Origin of the sequence: Cupriavidus sp. UYPR2.512, from assembly GCF_000379565.1 — a bacterium.
GTDB lineage: Bacteria > Pseudomonadota > Gammaproteobacteria > Burkholderiales > Burkholderiaceae > Cupriavidus.
Map to the genome: position 1 here is coordinate 66,864 of NZ_KB902953.1, position 17,930 is coordinate 84,793.

Here is a 17,930-nt window from a genome sequence, read left to right on the forward strand (position 1 = left end):
GCATTTCATAGGGGGCGTCGCATGCGGGCGGCATGATTGTCAGGGATTGAGCGCAGGCAGTGCGGGCACGGCTTGCCGATGCCGGCGCACCGGCGCCCTGGCGGCATGGCGGCGCAGGGCCTGGGCCAACGGGGTGCCATTCCAGGCGGCCTGGGCGGGCATCGCGCCGTAAAGGTGGCGTTGCAGGCCGGTCACGGCATCGGCAAGGGCGGCATCGCCAGCTGACTCTGCCCACGCTGCGGGGGTGGTGCCGTGGGCGGCGCGCGTCCATGCCCCCAGCGCCTGGCCGGCGCCAGCGGCATTGCCCGCCTGGCAGGCTTGCAGCGTTGCTTCCAGCTGTGCGTCGGCACCTTCGGCGCGGGCGCGCCTGTGCCCGGCCAGCCGCTGGCGCAGCCGGGCCAGCGCCGGCCGGATACGCCACCACAACAGCCCGGCTGCCAGCACAGCCAGCAGCCCCGCTGCCCCCCACAGCAACGTCCGCCATGGCAAACCGCCCTCGCCCGGCAGCGCGCCGGCAGACGGACCGCCCGGGGCCAGCGCGCTGCCCGCGCGCGCGGCAGCCACCACCACCTTGACCGCGGGCGCTTCGGACTTTGCCGGCTTGCGTGTGGCCGGATCGACCCAATCCACTGTCACCGCCGGCAGCGTGTAGTTGCCGGTCCGCTCGAACACATAGGTGATGGCGTCCACGCGCGTGCCGCCCGGCCCGGGCGCGCCCTGGGCGTGGTCGGACAGCCGCGGATCGGCGCTGAAGACGCGCACCCCGCGCGGCGCCGCGGCGTGTGGCGGATGGATCATCATGGCCTGTGTCTGCGGCGCAAAGGTGGTGACGGTGCGCACCAGCGCATCGCCCGCGTGCAGCCGCACGATGCCTTCGTCGTACGCATGGTCCAGCGCCTGCGTCACGGTAAGCCGGGCCACCGGCAGCAAGGGCCGTCCCGCCCCGGCGCCGGCCTTGACCGCGCCGCCGGCGCCCGCGCGGATCCGCGTGGATGGAAAGGTGACACTGCCCTGGCGCGGTGCGCCGTCGTCGCCCGCATAAGTGAAGCGCACGGTCGCGGCTGGCAGCTCGAAGTCGCCGTCCTGCTCGGCGGTAAAGGCATAGGTCTTGCGGATGCCGGCGTAGGCCACCCCATCGATGGTTTCGGTCGAGTTCAGCGCGCGTTCGTCAGGCATGGTGACGACGGCACCCGGCACCTGGAGCAGCGGGAAGGCCGGCGCCGACATGAAGAAGTTGGGCGCCAGGATGGTGACATCGATGCTGACCTGCTGGCCGACCAGCACCGGCTGCTTCGCGCCCACTTCCACGCGCACGATGGGCTCGGCGGCGGCGCGCGCCAGCAACGGCAGCAGCAGCGCCGCCATCAGCAAGACCAGCGGCGCAAGCTGGCGCAGCCACCCGCACTGACACACGGCGCGGCCTCTCATCGCTGCTTCTGCTGCGGCGCGGCCTGCCCCCGCTGCAGGGCGAACTTGCGCTGCAGCAGGTCGGTCGGCGTGGTCTGGATCGCGCGCATCCACATTTCGGCGTCCTGCGTCAGGCCGATAGGCATGGACTGGCCGCCCTGCTCCGGCGGCTTCGCGGCGTCGTACTTGATTTCATCCGGCGCAAGGTCGGGGGGCTCTTCCTCGTCGTTGGGGTCTTGCTTGTCCTTCGGTTCCTGTTGCGCCAGCAGCTTCTCCATCAACGCCAGGTTGGCCGTTGCCGCCGGCCATTGCGGCTGGCGCCTGAGCGCCTGGCGGTAGCGCGCGGCGGCCTGCCGGTACTGGCCCTGCCGCGCCAGCGCATTGCCCTGGTTGTAGTCGGACTGCGGTGAATCGACCAGCGCAAAGCTCTGCACCGCCTGCGGGTACTGGCCGGCGCGATACTGGGCGATGCCGCGCCACATCGCATCGTCGAACAGCGTCGCGGCGCGCGCGAAGTCGCCCTGCTCGAAGGCGCGGCGGCCTTGCTGGTCGTGCGTCAGCCACAGGTCGGCAAAGCGCCACGGGCGCGCGGCATCGGCCTGCTGCGCGCGCAAGCCCGGCTGCGGCGCGGCAAGCGCAAGCGCCAGCAGCAGGCCGGCGGTCCAGCGCACGGTCCAGCCCTTGCGGAACCACAGCATCGCCAGCAGCGTGACCGGCAGCACCAGACACCAGCCTTCATCCTGCCAGCGCGTGCGGTCGCCGGCCTGCGTCTGTTCGAGGTGCGACTGCACATGGCGCTGCACCCACGCCACGTCGTCATCACTGCCCGGCGTAAAGGTGGCGACCGGTACGCCGCTGTCGTCGCCAAAGCGCTTGACCGCCGCCACATCCAGCCGCGCGAACACGCGTGCCCCGTCCTGTTCGACGAAGCCGCCCTCGGCACCCTCGACAGTACGCAGCGGCCCGCCCTGCTGCGTGCCGATGGCCAGCACCACCGGCTGGCTGCGGCCGCTGTGCGCCTGCTCGCGGAAGGCTTTGGCCGCGGCGGGTTCCACGCCGTCGGTCAGGAACAGGATGGTGCCGGGCACCGGCTCATGCGCCAGGTCGGCGTCGATGGTGTGCAGCGCCTGTGCCATGTCGCGCCCCGGCGCCGGCATGATGCGGGTCTGCAGCGCATCGGCAAAGGTCTGCAGCAGGCTGGTATCGTCCGTCAGCGGCAGCACCAGGTGCGTGGAGCCCGCATACGCATAGATCGCCGTGCGGCCGCCGTTGCGGCGCGCCAGCAGCGCCTTGATCTTGAGCTTGGCGCGCTCGAGCCGCGTAGGCGTGACGTCCACCGCGTCCATGGTGCGCGACAGGTCCACGGCAAGCGCCAGCGGCGCCTTGTCGTCAAGGAACGGCGGCCGCTCCTGCCGCCAGCTCGGCCCTGCCAGGGCGATGGCGCCGAGTGCCAGCAGCAGCGCGGTCAGGTGCACCGGGCGCAGCGCCACGCGGCGGCGTTCGCCGATCATCAGCGCGTCGAGCAGGTGCGGCGCGATGGTCTGGCGCCAGCGCCGCCGCACGTCGCCGCGGCGCTGCACCGCCGACACCAGCAGTGCGGCCGGCACCAGCACCAGCAGCCACCACGGGCGCAGGAAATGGAAGTGCGCAAGCGCGTCGGGCAGGGCCGGCATCACCGCCCCTCCCCGCCGGCATTCGCCATCTCGTCAGCCCCTGCAGCCGTGCCGCGCGGGCGCGACAGCCACGCCGAGCAGGTGAACATCAGCAACTGGTACCCCAGCACCAGCGCCAGCGCTGCCCCCAGCGGCCACATGAACAGCTCGCGCCGCGGCCGCCATGACAACGTCTTCTGGTTGTGCGGCGTGATCCGGTCCAGCGTGGCGTAGATGGTCTCCAGCGCGGCCTGGTCGGCACCGAAGAAGTAGCGCCCGCCGGTCTGCGCAGCCAGCCGCTGCAGCACGCCAAGATCGACTTTATCTTCGCCCGAAGCACTGGGGTCGCCGATGCCGATGGCATGCACCACCACCTTGCGCTCTTTTGCGATCCCCCCAGCGCGTTCGGGTGGCATCCGGCTGGCGGTGTCGTTGCCGTCGGTCAGCACGATCAGGACTTTCTCCGGCGCTTCGCTGCGCTCGAACATCTTGATGCCGAGGCCGATGGCATCGCCCAGCGCAGTGCTCGGGCCGGCCATGCCCGGTAGCAGGCCGGTGAGCAGCGTCTGCACCAGCTGGTGATCCAGCGTGAACGGTGCCAGCGGATACGGCGCGTCGCCAAACACGATCAGGCCGATGCGGTCGCCGGGGCGCTTGGCGACAAAACCGCTCACCACCTGCCGCACCGCCTGCACGCGCGGGATCAGCGCGCCGGACGGATCGCGGAAGTCGCGCGTGTCCATCGACTGCGACAGGTCCAGCGCGATCAGCAGGTCGCGCGCCGGCTGCACCTTCTGGATCGGCGCCTCCAGGAACTGCGGCCGCGCCAGCGCCGTCACCACCAGCACCCACGCCAGCGGCGCCAGCACCCATTGCAGCCGGTTGCGGCGCGGCACCACGGCACCGGTGGCCGGTGTCAGGCCGGCAGCGCTGGCCACCTCGCCAAAGAACGGCAGGCGCACCGACGGGCTTTCCTCGCGGTACGGCGGCAGCCACCACCATAGCGGCAGCGGCAGCGGCAGCAGCACGAAGAGCCAGGGGTATTCAAACTGGTACATGGTGCTCCGCGATCCAGCGCCGGCACGCCCCGGCCACGGCCTGCACCTGCGTCTCGGGCCATTGCGCCAGCACCGCGTCGTCGCGGTATTCGGCGTCCTGCACCAGCGCCGCCAGCAGCGGCGCGGCATCCTGTGCGCGCCCGGCATATGCCTGCAGGAATTCAGCCCAGCCGCTGCCGGCCAGACTGGCAACCTGGGCGCGCGGCCACGCGGCCAGCGCCGTGCGCTTGAGCAGCGCCGCCATCTGGCGCAGCGCGGCGACGCGATGCGCGGGGTCACTGCTCAGCGGCAGTCCCGCCAGTTCGGCCAGCGCCTCGCGCCGGTAGCGGTTGGCGCGGTAGCGCCGCCAGGCGCGCCAGCCGGCCCAGGCCAGGGCCAGCAGCAGCAAGGCGCCCGCGATCGGCCAGCCGATAGTCTGCGGCACCCACGATGGCGGCGGCGGCACGGCTACGTCGGCAAGGGTGGCCAGCGCAGCCACGCCCGTGCTGTCTTCGACGCCCGGTGCGGAGCTGTGCGTAAGGCTCATCGCGCCGCTCCTGCGCGTTGCCGCGCTGGTGCCTGCTGCAGCGGGCGGCCCAGCAGCCGGCGCAGTTGCAGCGCCGTTTCCTCTGCCGCCGACAGCGGCAGCAGCGGCACGCCGATGGCGTGGTGCCAGTCCAGCAACGCCTTGCCGTGCGTATCGACAAACTCCGCAATGCTGCGTCGCATGGCCGCGTGGCCGAAGCCCAGTTCCACCTGCAGTTCGCCGTCGCTGACCACCAGCTGGCCGGACTCCGGCAACTCGCTCAGGAAGGGGTCGTGGACCAGCATGGTCAGCACGTCGTTGCGCGCGGCCATTTCCAGCATCAGGTCGCGGGTACGGTCATCATGGCCGTCGAAATCGCTGATGACGATGACCAGGCAGTCGTGGCGCGCCATGCGCGCGGCGCGCTCCAGCGCCGCGTTCAATTGCCCCGCGGCACGCCGCGATGGCGCATCGGCGCGCAGGGCCTGGTTGAAGCGCGCGATGCCGCCCAGCAGCTGTTGCACGGCTTCGCGGCTGCGGCGCGGCGGGAACTCCTCGGTCTTCGCATCGCCGAACACGACGCCGCCGACGCGGTCGCCTTCGGCCAGCACGCGCCACGCGGCCAGCGCCGCCGCCTCGGCCGCGCTGACCGACTTCATCGCGCGCCGGCTGCCGAAGAACATATTGATGCGCTGGTCCACCACCAGCAGCACGGGACGGTCCTTTTCCTCGGTGTAGACGCGCACGTGCGGCTTGCCGGTGCGCGCGGTCACGCGCCAGTCCATGCTGCGGATATCGTCGCCGGGCAGGTACAGGCGCAGTTCCTCGAAGGTCAGCCCGCGCCCGCGCACCTTGGAGGCATGGCGGCCGGCCAGCACGCTGTGCACCGGCTGGCGCGGCAGGAAGTGGAAGTCGCGCGCGGCCACCTCCAGCGCGGCCAGCGCGGCAGCATCCACGCTGACGCCCGGAACCGCCTGCGAAGCCGGCCCTTGCACCGCTGACGGGGCGGCGCGGGCGATGGCACGGAACGGCAGACGCATCGGCATGCCTTCGCCGGCCCTCAAGCCACCGCTACCTGCTGCACCAGGCGGTCGATCGCGGCATCGGCACCGATGCCGGCCGCATGCGCCTCGTACGACAGGATCAGCCGGTGGCGGAAGACGTCGTGCACCACGGCCTGCACATCCTCGGGCGTGACAAAATCGCGCCCGTGCAGCCAGGCGTGCGCGCGCGCCACCTTGTCCAGGCCAATCGAGCCGCGCGGGCTCACGCCGATCTGGATCCACTTGTCGAGGTCGTCGTCCACCGGCTTGGGCGCGCGCGTGGCCTGCACCAGCGTCACGATGTAGCGCTCCACCGCCTCGCTGACATGGATGGCGTGGATCTCGGCGCGCGCGGTGAAGATCGCCTCTGGCGCCAGCCGCACGGCCTGCGCGCCACTACCCGCGGCGCCGCCCGCCTCTTCCTCGCGTGCCAGCTTCACGATGTCGGCCTCGGCCTGGGCTTGCGGATAGCCCACGCTGACATGCATGAGAAAACGGTCCATCTGCGCCTCGGGCAGCGGATAGGTGCCCTCCTGCTCGATCGGGTTCTGCGTGGCCATCACCAGGAACAGCGGCTCGAGCTTGTGCGTGGCGCCGCCGACGGTGACCTGGCGCTCTTCCATCGCTTCCAGCAAGGCCGCCTGCACCTTGGCTGGCGAGCGGTTGACCTCATCGGCCAGCACCAGGTTGGCGAACACCGGACCAGCCTGGAAGCGGAACTCGCCCTTGCCCCCTTCAGTGAAATACACCTCGGAGCCGGTGATGTCCGCGGGCAGCAAGTCCGGCGTGAACTGGATCCGCGACAGCCGCGCATCGAGGTTGCGCGCCAGCATCTTGATGGCGCGGGTCTTGGCCAGTCCGGGCAGCCCTTCCACCAGCAGGTGGCCGTCGGCCAGCAGGCCCAGCAGAAGGCGTTCGATCATGCGCTGCTGCCCCACAATCGATTCGCCCATGCGCTGCTGCAGGGCCAGGACGTCGTCGCGTGCGCTCATGGCGTGTTCCTTGGTTCCGCCGGTGCGCGGCGGGCCGGACGCGCGGATTGGCCGCCGACGAACCAGGCGTAGTAGGGATTGTCGGGATCGGCGCGCATGGCCTGCGTGATATGGCTGGCCCAGGCTTCGCGGTCGCCGCGGTAGGCATCCAGCCCGGCGCGGTAGAAGGTGTGCAGCACTTCCCGCTCGCGGCGCAGGTCGCGCCAGAACGCTTCATCGGCGCCGGCCAGCGGCGGATCGCTTTGCAGCGACAGCAGCCTGGACAGGGTTTCCGGGAAGGCGTCGCGGCGGACCCAGCCGGCGTACTCGATGCGCGGGCGGTCGTCGGTCACGGCCGGCGCGTCGGCCGCATACCAGTCCAGGCCGGCGCGGTCAGTGACCCAGGTCGCCATCAGCGCCGCCGGCGAGCGCACGCCCACGGCCCGCAGCGCGTCCGCTACCTCCGGCTGCTCGAAGCGAGAGCGGATGCGTGCGGCATCCAGCTCCAGCGGCGACAGCGAACCCACCAGCATCATTTCGTGCAGCTCGGTGGTCCACAGCATGGCGTGCGGAAATACGTCCAGGAAGCTGCGCACCAGCATGCGCGTGTCTTCGTCATTCTGCGTCGGCAGCGGCAGCCATTGCGCCACCAGCCCGCCGGGTTGCAGCCGCGAGGCCGCCAGGCGGTAGAAACCGGTCGAATACAGGTTGACCACGCCGGCCGCCGACGGCGGCGGCGGCTCCAGGGTGATCAGGTCGTACTGCTGCGTGCTTTGCAGCAGTTCACGCCGGCCGTCGCGCAGGCGGATGTCCATGCGCTTGTCGGTGGCCACGCCGAAATTGCCCTCGAACATGGGCACGGCGCGCGCCACCGGCGGCAACAGCTCCGCCACCACGCGGTATTCCAGGCCGGGCCAGGCAAGCGTGGCGCCCGCCGTGATGCCGGTACCCAGGCCGATCACCAGGGTGGACTTCGGCGTGCCGTTATGGACGATCAGGGGCAGCAGCGCCTGCAGGCGCATATAGCGCTGAGAGGTCATGGCATCGCCCGAATTGGAAACACCCTGGATATACAGGCGCCGGAAGCGATTGCTGGACGAAGACTGCTCCACCACCGCCACAGTCGCGCCACGGCCCTCCTCATAGAACACCAGTTCGCCACCGCGCGCCCGCGCCAGCAGCGTGGCAAGCCGGTCCGCCGGCGCCAGCGCGGCGGCAATCACCGCCAGCACGCAGATCATCGGCACCGCCCAGCGCGCCACGCGGCCCACGCCGCTACCCAGCGCCACTGCCACCACGCCGACCATGGCGGCCGTCACTGCCAGCAGCGACAGCGTGTGCACCAGCCCCAGGTACGGCACCAGCACAAAGCCGGCCAGCGCCGTGCCAGCGATGCCACCCAGCGTATTGAGTGCCACCACGGTGCCCACGCCGGCGCCGACGTGTCGGCTATCGACGCTCACGCGCAGCACGAAGGGGAACGCCGCGCCCAGCAGCAGCGTGGGCACGAACACGACCGACAGCGCCGCCAGCGCAAAGCTGGCACAGGCCGCCACCAGCGGGCTGGACATCAACCCCTGCACCCATGCAGACAGGCTGCCCTGCGCACGCAGCAGCCATTCGCCCAGCAGCACGAATTCAAGCAATGCCACCAGCCCCGCCCCCGCCACCAGCAGGCCGAAGGCGCCCCAGGGGTCGCGCACCCGGTCGGCATGGCGCGCCGCCAGTGCGCTGCCAATGGCCAGGCCAGCCAGGTAGGTCGCCAGTACCACGGTAAAGGCGAAGGCGCGCGTGCTGAGGAACTGCACGATGGCCTGCGACCAGACCACCTCGTAGCCAAGCGCAATGCCGCCGGCCGCGGCGTACAGCACCAGCGCCAGGCGACCGTTGGCGGCATCGCCGGTGGCCGCGCCTTGCATGGCGGAGGGCGCAACCGGAGCGGCCACGGCTTGCCGGCGCGCTGCCAGCAGCCACGCCACCAGCGCGGCGGCACCGTTAAGCACGCCCGCCGCGATGGCACTGCCGAGGATGCCCAGCAGCGCCACCAGCACAAAGCCGGCCAGCAGCGTGCCGGCAATCGCGCCGGCGGTATTGGCGGCATACAGCCGCCCGCCATGCACCCCCACACGGCCGGCGCCTGGCGTCAGCACGCGCATCAGCACCGGCAACGTACCGCCCATGGCGGCTGCGGGCAGGATCACCAGCACAAAGGGCATTGCCCACGCCAGCCATCCGGTGCGCTGCTCCAGCCAGGAGAACGGCGCCGCCGCATGGGCCAGCGCCACGGTCGCGCCGACGCCCAGCACCAGGACGCCGATTTCGAGCCACGCATACAAGCGCAGCGGATTGCCGTGGCGGTCGGCCACACGGCCGAACAGCCAGCCGCCCAGGGCCAGCCCGGCAAAGAAGGCGCTGACCGCGGTGGTGACCGCGTGCACGTCGACACCCACCACCAGCGACAGCTGGCGGATCCAGACGATTTGGTAAACCAGGCCGGCCATACCGGACACAAACAGTAGAACGGCCGCCCAGAGCCACGTCTGTTCGGCCGCATCGCCCCGCTGCGCCACGGCGGATGCAGGAAATCCGGTCTTCGCGGAGCGCCCCCGGCGCCCGTTGCCACCATTGCCGCCCGGGGCGGCATGAGATTCGATCATGAACTGGACCGTTGGCGCGAAGGCCCGCGCGTACGCGGGCCTGCGCCGGTTTCAACAGCCGTCACAGGTGGACGGCGCTGATGACTGACAGCTTTACTTCTTCTTCATCGCCTCTTCAATCTTCTTGTCGACCTGCTTGCGTACCTGGTCGATGCTGAAACTCGCCGGATGCTGGCTCGGCGGATAGTTGACGAACGTCTCCAGGAACATCGTCGCCTTCAGCGTTGCCATGCCGGTCAGATAGGCGTTCTTGGCCAGCCAGTCGTTGTACTGGTCAGACACGATATCCGCACGCTCGTACGGGTCCATGCGCAGGTTGAAGACTTTAGGCACCCGCAGGCACTTGAACGGGTCCTGCCATACCTGGAAACCGCCCGGCGTAGTCTGCTCGCAGAACACGACCTTCCAGTTGTCAAAGCGCATTGCCACCAGATCGCCGTCGTCGTTGAAGTAGTAGAACTCGTTGCGCGCGCTCTTGTTGGTCTGGCCGGTCAGGTACCCCAGCTGGTTGTAGCCATCGAGGTGCACCTTGGCATTCTTGCTGCCAACAGACGCGCCCTTGAGCAGCCGGTCCTTGATATCGCCATCGCCGGCGGCCGCCAGCAGCGTCGGGAACCAGTCCAGACCGGAGAACATCTCGTTGCTCACAGTCCCGGGCTTGATCTTGCCTGGCCAGCGGATCATCGCCGGGACGCGGAACGCGCCTTCCCAGTTGGTGTCCTTCTCGCTGCGGAACGGCGTGGTTGCCGCGTCCGGCCAGGACCACTGGTTGGGGCCGTTGTCGGTGGTGTAGATAACGATGGTGTTGTCCGCGACCTTCAGGTCATCGAGCGTCTTGAGCAGCTTGCCGACGTCGCCGTCGTGCTCGAGCATGCCGTCGGCATACTCGTTGCCGGACATCCCGCTCTGGCCTTGCATGGACGCACGCACATGGGTGAAGGCGTGCATGCGCGTCGTATTCATCCAGACAAAGAACGGCTTGTCGGCCTGCACCTGCCTGGTGATGAACTTCTGTGCGGCGTCGGTGGTCTCGTCGTCGATGGTCTCCATGCGCTTGGTGGTCAGCGGTCCGGTATCCTCGATCTTGCCGTCGGCCGTGGAGTGCAGCACGCCGCGCGGCGAGAAGTTCTTCACATACGGATCGTTCTTGTCCTTCGGCCAGTATGCGCGCTGCGGCTCTTCCTCGGCGTTCAGGTGGTAGAGGTTGCCGTAGAACTCGTCGAAGCCGTGCTTGGTCGGCAGGTACTCGTCACGGTCGCCCAGGTGATTCTTGCCGAACTGGCCGGTGGCGTAGCCAAGCGGCTTGAGGACTTCGGCAATGGTCACGTCGCGGGCTTGCAGGCCCACGGTCGCGCCCGGCGCACCCACCTTGGACAGGCCGGTGCGCAGCGGCGACTGGCCGGTGATGAATGACGAGCGGCCTGCCGTGCAGCTGTTTTCGGCGTAGTAGTCGGTGAACATCATCCCTTCGCGGGCAATGCGGTCGATGTTCGGCGTGCGGTAGCCCATCACGCCCATGCTGTAGGCGCTGATGTTGGTCTGGCCGATGTCATCGCCGAAGATCACCAGGATGTTGGGCTTCTTGCCCGACGTGTTGACGGCCGCAGGCGCGGAAGCGGCCTCGGGCGCAACCGGCAGATTGGACTGCGCCGGCGGCTGCGCCGGCGTCGCGGACGTATCCGGCACGGCTGCCGGCGCTGGCGTTGCCGGCTGCTGCGCGGCTGGCGCCTGCTGTTTCGGCTCGTCTGCCTTCTTGCAGCCGGCCATGGCCGCGATGGCAATTGCCATCGCGGCCACGGCAAAGCGCGCGCCGCGCCTTGCCTGGGTGGTCTCTGTCATTCGTTGCATTGCTGCTCCCGATAGTCAAACTGCTTCAACCCTGCGACCGGCACGCGTGGCATGCCGGCTTCCATTTCTGGCTACTTCGCACCAGCCGTGGGGTAAACCTGCTGCCAGTCCTGCTTCATGCTGACCACCGTCCAGCCCTTGGCACGGGCGGCGTCCAGCGCCTTGTCGAGCTTGCCCACCTTCGACTGGCGGTCATAGGCGAACTCGCGCTCGGCATCGTCGTGATGCACCAGCACGCCCATGCGCGGACCGTCGCCGCCGGTGGTGTACTCAAGCATCTGCAGGTCGCCGTCGGAGTTGCCCACGGCAAGGATCGGCCGACGGCCGATATGGCGGTAGATGCCGACCGGCTTGCCCGGCCCGTCATCCACGAACTCCAGCTTGGGGTCGCGCACCAGCACCGGCTCGCCGTCGCGCACCAGGTAGCGCACGACCTGCGAGGAGCCGATCACCTGCTCGGGCGGAATGCCGTAGACGGCCTGGCTCCATGGCCGCATGAACTCGATGGTGCCGCCCGAGACGATGTAGGTCTTGAAGCCGTTGGCGCGCAGGTAGGCCAGCAGTTCCAGCTGCGGTTGATAGACCAGCTCGGTATAGAGCCGGTTGAACTTGGGATGCCGCGATGTCGCCAGCCAGTCGCGGATGGTGCGGTCGTACTCGTCCACGGTCATGCCGCTGTTGGCCGTGGCGATCAGGCCGGCGAGCTGCTTTTCGTTGCGCATCAGGCCCTGCATGTCGTTGGCCATTAGCGCCTTGAACGCAGGGTTGTTGCGCCACTCCGGGTGTTGCGGCGCCGCGGCCCTGACCTGGTCGAGCAGGAAGAAGAACTGGAAGTACAGCGGCTGTTCGCTCCACAGCGTGCCGTCGTTGTCGAATACCGCGACGCGCTGCTCGGGCGGTACAAAATTCGGCGAACCGGGGCGGGTGACATCCCCGATGAACTTCAGCAGCGCCTGCCTGCTGGCGCCGTCGCGCCAGGAAGGGAGCGCCTCGGCGGCGCTTACCTGCGGCGCAGGGGCGTAGGACGGCTGCGCCGCCGTGCTGGCTGGGGGCGCCGTCGTACAGCCGGGCAGGCCCGCCCCCGCAAAAGCCAGGGCCATGGCGATGACGGCCAGGGCGGTTCGGGGCAAACGCAGCCACTGATGCGAGGCGGAGGTAGAAACGTCCATCGAGCACTCCTCCAGTCTGTCCGGCAGCCAGGAAATGACGACAGCGCCGGCGCTACCGCGCCAGCGCCAGCGCTTGCTGCCTGCGCACCTCCGCCCAGCGGCTGTCATCCATCACCAGGCGGAAGCCCAGGTGGGACATGCTGTTGTACGGATCCGTCCCGCGCCGGGCGCTGGGTCGGTAGCTCAGGCAATAGTCTTCATTGCAGAGGAATGAGCCGCCACGCGTGACGCGCTTGGGCGCGTTGACCGGCACGCCGGGTTCAGCGGGATCCCATGAGGCCATCGGACCAACCGGGTTTTCGATTGGCTGCGCCTTGCCGGCTTCGCGCCGGAACTGGTCCGCCCGGTACCAGTCCGCCACCCACTGCCAGGCATTGCCGGTCATGTCGGCCAGGCCGTAGCCGTTGGGCGGGAAAGTGCCGACCGGGCTGGTGCCAAGCGCCCCGCCAGCCTTGGGACTGACCACAGGAAACTGCTGGTTCTGCTGGCCTTGCCAGACATTGGCCATCTGCTTGCCGTCGGGGGCAAACTGCTCGCCCCAGGCATAGGTCGCCTGCTCCAGCCCGCCGCGCGCGGCAAACTCCCATTCCGCTTCCGTGGGCAGCCGCTTGCCGACCCACTTGGCATAGGCCTGCGCGTCTTCATACGACACCTGGACCACCGGGTGGTTGTCCTTGCCTTCGATCGAGCTGCCGGGGCCGGTCGGATGGCGCCAGTCAGCACCGGGCACATAGCGCCACCAGCGCGAGTAGTCCTGCAGCGGCACCGGTCGCGGCGTGCCCACGAAGACCATGCCGCCGGCCATCATGGCGCTGTCGGGCGGGCGCGGTGTGCCGGGCGGCAGCTGGACCCGCAGGGTTTCCCAGTCAGGTGGCCGTTCCGCGGTCGAGACATAGCCCGTGGCATCAACGAACTTGCGAAACTGCGCGTTGGTGACGTGGTGCTGGTCCATCCAGAACGCGTGCACGCGCACCTTGTGGGCCGGCTTTTCGTTGGGCTGCGCCATCTTGCTGTCGCTGCCCATCAGGAATTCACCACCGGGCACGCGCACCATGCCTGCCGGGCCGTTCTTGCCATCGCCAGCGACAATGGCCGGCGCGGTCGGCGTGCGCCCCTTCATATACCAATAGCTGCCGCCGAGGCCGGCAGCGAGCCCGAGACCGAGCAACGCCACGATCAACGCCTTTTGCCCGCTTCGCCGCCCCGCGGACAGTGCAACGGAGCCAGAACGCCCTGCGCCTGTGCCGGGATTGCTGCTCTCACGTCGTCCGCTCATTCACCCTGCCTCTTTGCATACAAAAGTCATGCTAATCCAGCGCAAACAATGATCGCAGATGGCTACAGCGATCAGAAGTCAGCCTTTTCCCGTTTCGGGGGCAGGTGAATTAAGTTTTTCTTTCGCGCCCTGCCGCTATGGCTCGTGCATCATCACAGCCCTTCTCATGGCTTCGGAAGTAAGTATTTGCGATGCCGTGATGAAGATTTTCCTCTGTTGGCGCGCTGGCAGTGACGGGGGTCTTTGCTGCTAGTATGCAATGTCGCAATAATATGAGGGTGAGGCAGCATTGCCTCAACGTGTGATTTCACTGCAGCTGGCGCGGACAGGCATACGCCTGGGGCCGGCATTCCGGCAAGCGCCTGGCCGGCCTTGCACTTCATGTTCCTTGCATATGTCAAAGACCATCGCAAACCGGCTGGCCATGGCTGCCCCCATCCTCTTTGCCTGTGCAGGGGCCCACGCGACCGAAGGCGCCCTGGGGCGACCCGTGACCGGCACCAGCGTGCTCCCCAATGTGGGGATCGTGTCGCCGGAACCCGCGCTCATCGTGAACGTCGGCGAAATCTACCTGGATGGCTCGATCAGCGGCAGCCGCAGCGTGCCCATCGCGGGCAAGGCAGCGCTGGGCGTGGACGGCAAGGTCGCGTTCACCCTGGCGACAGTGATGAAGGTCTGGGACACCGACACCGGCGCCTGGAACTTTGCCTCCAGCTTCACGCTGCCCTATGTCTGGACCAAGGTGACTGCCAACCTCAGCGTGGGCGGGCTGGGGGGCAAGACGCAGGACACCGCGTCGAATCTGTTCGACATTACCTTCGCGCCGATCATCGCGGGCTACCATTTCTCGAAGACCGAACACGTGGCGCTGAGCCTGAACGTGTGGGCGCCGACCGGCAAGTACGATCCCAATGCCCTGGCCAACCCGAGCCTGAACAACTGGACCTTCATTCCGCAAGTGGCCTACACCAAGCTGTTCCCCGAGCACGGGCTTGAGTTCGATGCCGTCGCCGGGATCCAGTTCTACACCCGCAACAACGCCACCGATTACCAGAACGCGCCGCTGTTCACGCTCGACACCATGCTGCTCAAGCGCTTTGCCAACGGCGCCGGCCTCGGGCTGATCGCGGGAACGACGCAACAGCTCGGCGACGACAGCGGCCCGCTGGCCGACCGCCTGAACGGTTTCCGCGGCCATGACTGGGCGGTGGGCCCGATCATCACCTATGACACCAAGATCGGCGCCAGGAGCATGCTGTCGCTGGGCTTGCGCTGGGTGCCGACGGTATCCAGCAAGAACCGCCTGAAGAGCACGAACACGTTCATGGGGACGGCGACTGTCGTCTTCTGAGGCCTGGGCGCTCCCCGGCGGCATGGCAGAATGCGTTCCATGCACCCCTTCCGGCAAGTTGAAGTACGCACGCAATAGTGCCTGCCTTGATCACGCGCAAGCCCTCAACCTTTGCAAGCCTGCAAACTGACATCCATGACCTCAGTTCCCTCCCCATCAACCGGTGCCACCGGCACCAATGCCTCAACCAGCCAGCCTCCCCCGCCTCGATCTCGCCGCCGTCCGGCTCCGGCTCCGGTGCCGCGCGGCCGCTTTGCGTGGCTGACCGGCATGCTCAGCTGGACACTGCTGATTGCCAGCACGCTGTTCTGGTGCGCGCTGCTGTTCCCGCTGGCACTGCTGAAGCTGGTGCTGCCGTTTGCCGCCGTCAGGCGCCGCATCGATCCGATGCTCAACGGCATCGCCACCGCATGGATCTCCGGCAATACCGGCTGGTTCGCGTGGATCCAGCGTGAGCCGTGGGACATCCAGGGCAATGAGGGACTGCGCTATGCCGACTGGTACCTGGTGAACTGCAACCACCAGTCGTGGGCGGATATCTTCGTGCTGCAGCGCTCGCTGAACCGGCGCATCCCGCTGCTGAAGTTTTTCCTGAAGCATCAGCTGATCTATGTGCCGGTGATCGGGCTGGCGTGGTGGGCGCTGGACTTTCCGTTCATGAAGCGCCATGGCAAGACGCAGCTGCGGCGCAATCCGGCGTTGCGGCGCCAGGACCAGGAAACGGCCAAGCGCGCCTGCGCGAAGTTTTCGCTGGTGCCGACCAGCGTAATGGTGTTTGCCGAAGGTACCCGTTTTACCGAGGCCAAGCGCGCGGCCCAGGACTCGCCGTACCGCCATCTGCTCAAGCCCAAGGCCGGCGGACTGGCGGTGGCGCTGAATGCAATGGGCAACAGGTTTCGCTCGCTGATCGACGTCACCATCGTGTACCCGGAAGGCGCGCCAGGCTTCTGGGACCTGGCCTGCGGGCGCGCCGGCCCGGTGCTGGTGCGCATGCGGCAGTTGCCGGTGCCTGCGGCCTTCTGCGAGGCCGACTACGGCAGCGACAAGGCCTTCCGTAAGGAGTTCCACAACTGGCTCGCACGCCAGTGGGAAGCCAAGGACGCGGAAATCGATGCGCTGACGCCGCCGCGCGAAGGCTGAAGCGCTGCTACCCCGGCAGCCGCTCGACTGCCCGCTTCCCCTGTCCCACCGCCGCGGTCAGCGAAGGGCTGCCGGCATTGTCGCTGTTGGCGATGCTGATATTGCCCACGCCGGCCAGCCCGGGCCATGCCGCATCGGGCGCCACGTTCTCACCCGCCAGGCTGTCGGGCATATAGCTGTAGCCGTGCGCCCAGCGGTTGACCGTGATGGCGCGGATCACATCCTTCGAAGCAAAGCCCTTGTGCCCGAGCATGCGGTCAAGCTGCGCGCGGATGTCGCGTTCCAGCGTGTCAAAGGGCGTGCCTAGCAGCAAGGCACGTCCCGCGCGGAAGCGCTCGCGTGCCTGCATACCGCTGTCAGGCACGGTCGGCACATAGAGCATGTGCAGCACGGCCGGATCGGAGGGCTGCCTGCCCGCCGGCGGCTCCAGCCACAGGTCGGTATAGGCCATGGCCGGCGCGTGGATGCGGCGCGTGCGCAGCGCGGCAAACGCCTGCCAGTGATCCAGCGCCACCTTGGTGTAGACCAGCGGCGCCTTGGCCTCGTTGTGCAGCACCTCTTTCTGCTTCGCGGGCAGCGACGGCAGCAGGTACGGGATCATCATGTTGTAGCCGGCCAGCACCACGTGGCGCGCCTCGACGCGATGCAGGTTGCCGCCGAACCCGTAGGTGACGCGCGTGATATTGCCGTCGGGCTCGACCGCGATCGCGGTGCTGTTCAGGCGCAGGCGCACCGGCTGCCCGTCACGGTCCAGCCGGCTGTAGTCGAACGCGGCCGATACCACGTCAGCCGGCCGGGCGATCGACGCCACGCCCGGGATCAGGCTCTGCACCAGCAGCCGTGCCAGCGAGGCATTGCCATCCGGAAACCACAGGCGCGAAGCCGGCGACTTGCCAAGCCGCGCATTGCCCGCCGGCGCGGGCATGTTGGCGCCGGCAGGCAGGCCGATGGCAATGGCGTCGGCAACCGAAATCCCGTCGGCATCGAGCGCATAGGCATCATTGCCGCGGCTGCGCAGGAAGCGCTGCCCGGCCAGGCCGATGCCGGCCTTGTCACGCAGGAAGCTGGCGTAACGCATGGCGCGCAGCGCTGCCGCACGCTCGGCGCCGGACAGTGCCGGCAGGTAGTCGGTGGTGCCGGCGGCCAGCCGCGCCAGCGCGGCGCGGTCCGCCGCGGGCAAAGGCGCGTTGTCCAGGAAGCGCGACAGGGCCGCCGCATCCGGGCCACCGGCCTGCTGCCCGCTGCGGGCATCGATCAGCTCGCCGAACGGATCGCCCGCCACCCACTGGTCGCGCCCGAAATGCTCGGCATCGAAGAACACGGCGCGGCCCATGCCGAGCGCCGCATAGGGATCCGCGGACGATGTGCCAGGCGCACGCGCGGCATCGAGTCCAAGCCCTGCCAGCAGTTCGCGCACGGCGGCGTCAGTACTGGCGCTCGCCGGCATCTCGGCGCTGCCGCCATAGGTCACAAGCCGCTTGCCGCGCACCGTGAACTCATTGCGCTTGGCATGGCCGCCGAAGTCGTCGTGGTTGTCCAGGATCAGGATGCGGCGGTTGGCGCCGAAGCGCCGCCGGTAGAACCAGGCCGCGGCCAGCCCGCTGAGGCCGCCGCCGACTACCACCAGGTCGAAGGCCTCGCGCGCCAGCACGACCGGGTATTTCGCGCCCTCGCGCGCCAGGCTGTGCGCCAGCGTGTAGGTGCCGGGATGGTTGCCGCGCAGGCCGGTCAGCGCGGGTGGGTACGTCACGCCTGCCCCACCCTGCTGCGCGTGCAGCAACTGCACGGGCGCAAGGCCGGCGGCAATGGTCAGGGCGGTGCCGTTGAGGAAGTCTCTGCGCGTAATCGTCATC

At 68.7% G+C, this 17,930-nt stretch carries 13 protein-coding genes; 2 read left to right on the plus strand and 11 right to left on the minus strand.

What is annotated here, in order from left to right:
* Positions 1-39 precede the first annotated feature (39 nt).
* The 10 genes from A3A5_RS0113345 to A3A5_RS0113395 form a co-directional block, all read right to left on the minus strand.
* Positions 40-1,428, minus strand: coding sequence for a BatD family protein (locus A3A5_RS0113345; RefSeq protein ID WP_018311072.1), 1,389 nt, complete (start codon positions 1,426-1,428; stop codon positions 40-42).
* On the minus strand, positions 1,425-3,080 hold the full coding sequence (locus A3A5_RS0113350) for a VWA domain-containing protein (RefSeq protein WP_018311073.1): 1,656 nt from the start codon (positions 3,078-3,080) through the stop codon (positions 1,425-1,427). Before A3A5_RS0113350 ends, A3A5_RS0113345 begins: the two co-directional genes overlap by 4 nt.
* Complete coding sequence (locus tag A3A5_RS0113355) at positions 3,080-4,117, minus strand: VWA domain-containing protein (RefSeq protein ID WP_018311074.1); 1,038 nt, start codon at positions 4,115-4,117, stop codon at positions 3,080-3,082. Before A3A5_RS0113355 ends, A3A5_RS0113350 begins: the two co-directional genes overlap by 1 nt.
* Positions 4,104-4,643: a DUF4381 domain-containing protein gene (locus A3A5_RS0113360; protein ID WP_018311075.1), complete on the minus strand. Its 540-nt coding sequence runs from the start codon at positions 4,641-4,643 to the stop codon at positions 4,104-4,106. Before A3A5_RS0113360 ends, A3A5_RS0113355 begins: the two co-directional genes overlap by 14 nt.
* Complete coding sequence (locus A3A5_RS0113365; protein WP_026200750.1) at positions 4,640-5,662, minus strand: DUF58 domain-containing protein; 1,023 nt, start codon at positions 5,660-5,662, stop codon at positions 4,640-4,642. Before A3A5_RS0113365 ends, A3A5_RS0113360 begins: the two co-directional genes overlap by 4 nt.
* Positions 5,663-5,682: 20 nt before the next feature.
* Positions 5,683-6,657, minus strand: coding sequence for a MoxR family ATPase (locus A3A5_RS0113370; protein ID WP_018311077.1), 975 nt, complete (start codon positions 6,655-6,657; stop codon positions 5,683-5,685).
* Positions 6,654-9,293 (minus strand): fused MFS/spermidine synthase, encoded by a 2,640-nt coding sequence (locus A3A5_RS0113375; protein WP_018311078.1) that lies wholly within the window; start codon positions 9,291-9,293, stop codon positions 6,654-6,656. Before A3A5_RS0113375 ends, A3A5_RS0113370 begins: the two co-directional genes overlap by 4 nt.
* 93 nt (positions 9,294-9,386) lie before the next feature.
* Entirely contained in the window at positions 9,387-11,132 is a 1,746-nt protein-coding gene (locus tag A3A5_RS0113385) for a sulfatase-like hydrolase/transferase (protein WP_018311080.1), read from the minus strand.
* Between the two features lie 80 nt (positions 11,133-11,212).
* Positions 11,213-12,241 carry an HAD family hydrolase gene (locus A3A5_RS0113390; RefSeq protein WP_157637222.1) on the minus strand — a complete coding sequence of 343 codons (1,029 nt, stop codon included), beginning with the start codon at positions 12,239-12,241 and terminating at the stop codon, positions 11,213-11,215.
* A gap of 121 nt (positions 12,242-12,362) precedes the next feature.
* A complete protein-coding gene (locus A3A5_RS0113395; RefSeq protein WP_026200753.1) occupies positions 12,363-13,586 on the minus strand; it encodes a formylglycine-generating enzyme family protein in 1,224 nt (407 codons plus the stop codon).
* Between the two features lie 394 nt (positions 13,587-13,980).
* Here A3A5_RS0113395 and A3A5_RS0113400 point away from each other — a divergent pair, with 394 nt between their 5' ends.
* Entirely contained in the window at positions 13,981-14,937 is a 957-nt protein-coding gene (locus A3A5_RS0113400; RefSeq protein WP_018311083.1) for a transporter, read from the plus strand.
* A 237-nt stretch (positions 14,938-15,174) separates the two neighbouring features.
* A complete protein-coding gene (locus A3A5_RS0113405) occupies positions 15,175-16,077 on the plus strand; it encodes an acyltransferase (RefSeq protein ID WP_018311084.1) in 903 nt (300 codons plus the stop codon).
* A gap of 7 nt (positions 16,078-16,084) precedes the next feature.
* Here A3A5_RS0113405 and A3A5_RS0113410 read toward each other — a convergent pair whose 3' ends face one another.
* Positions 16,085-17,929: an FAD/NAD(P)-binding protein gene (locus tag A3A5_RS0113410; protein ID WP_018311085.1), complete on the minus strand. Its 1,845-nt coding sequence runs from the start codon at positions 17,927-17,929 to the stop codon at positions 16,085-16,087.
* Position 17,930: the final 1 nt, after the last annotated feature.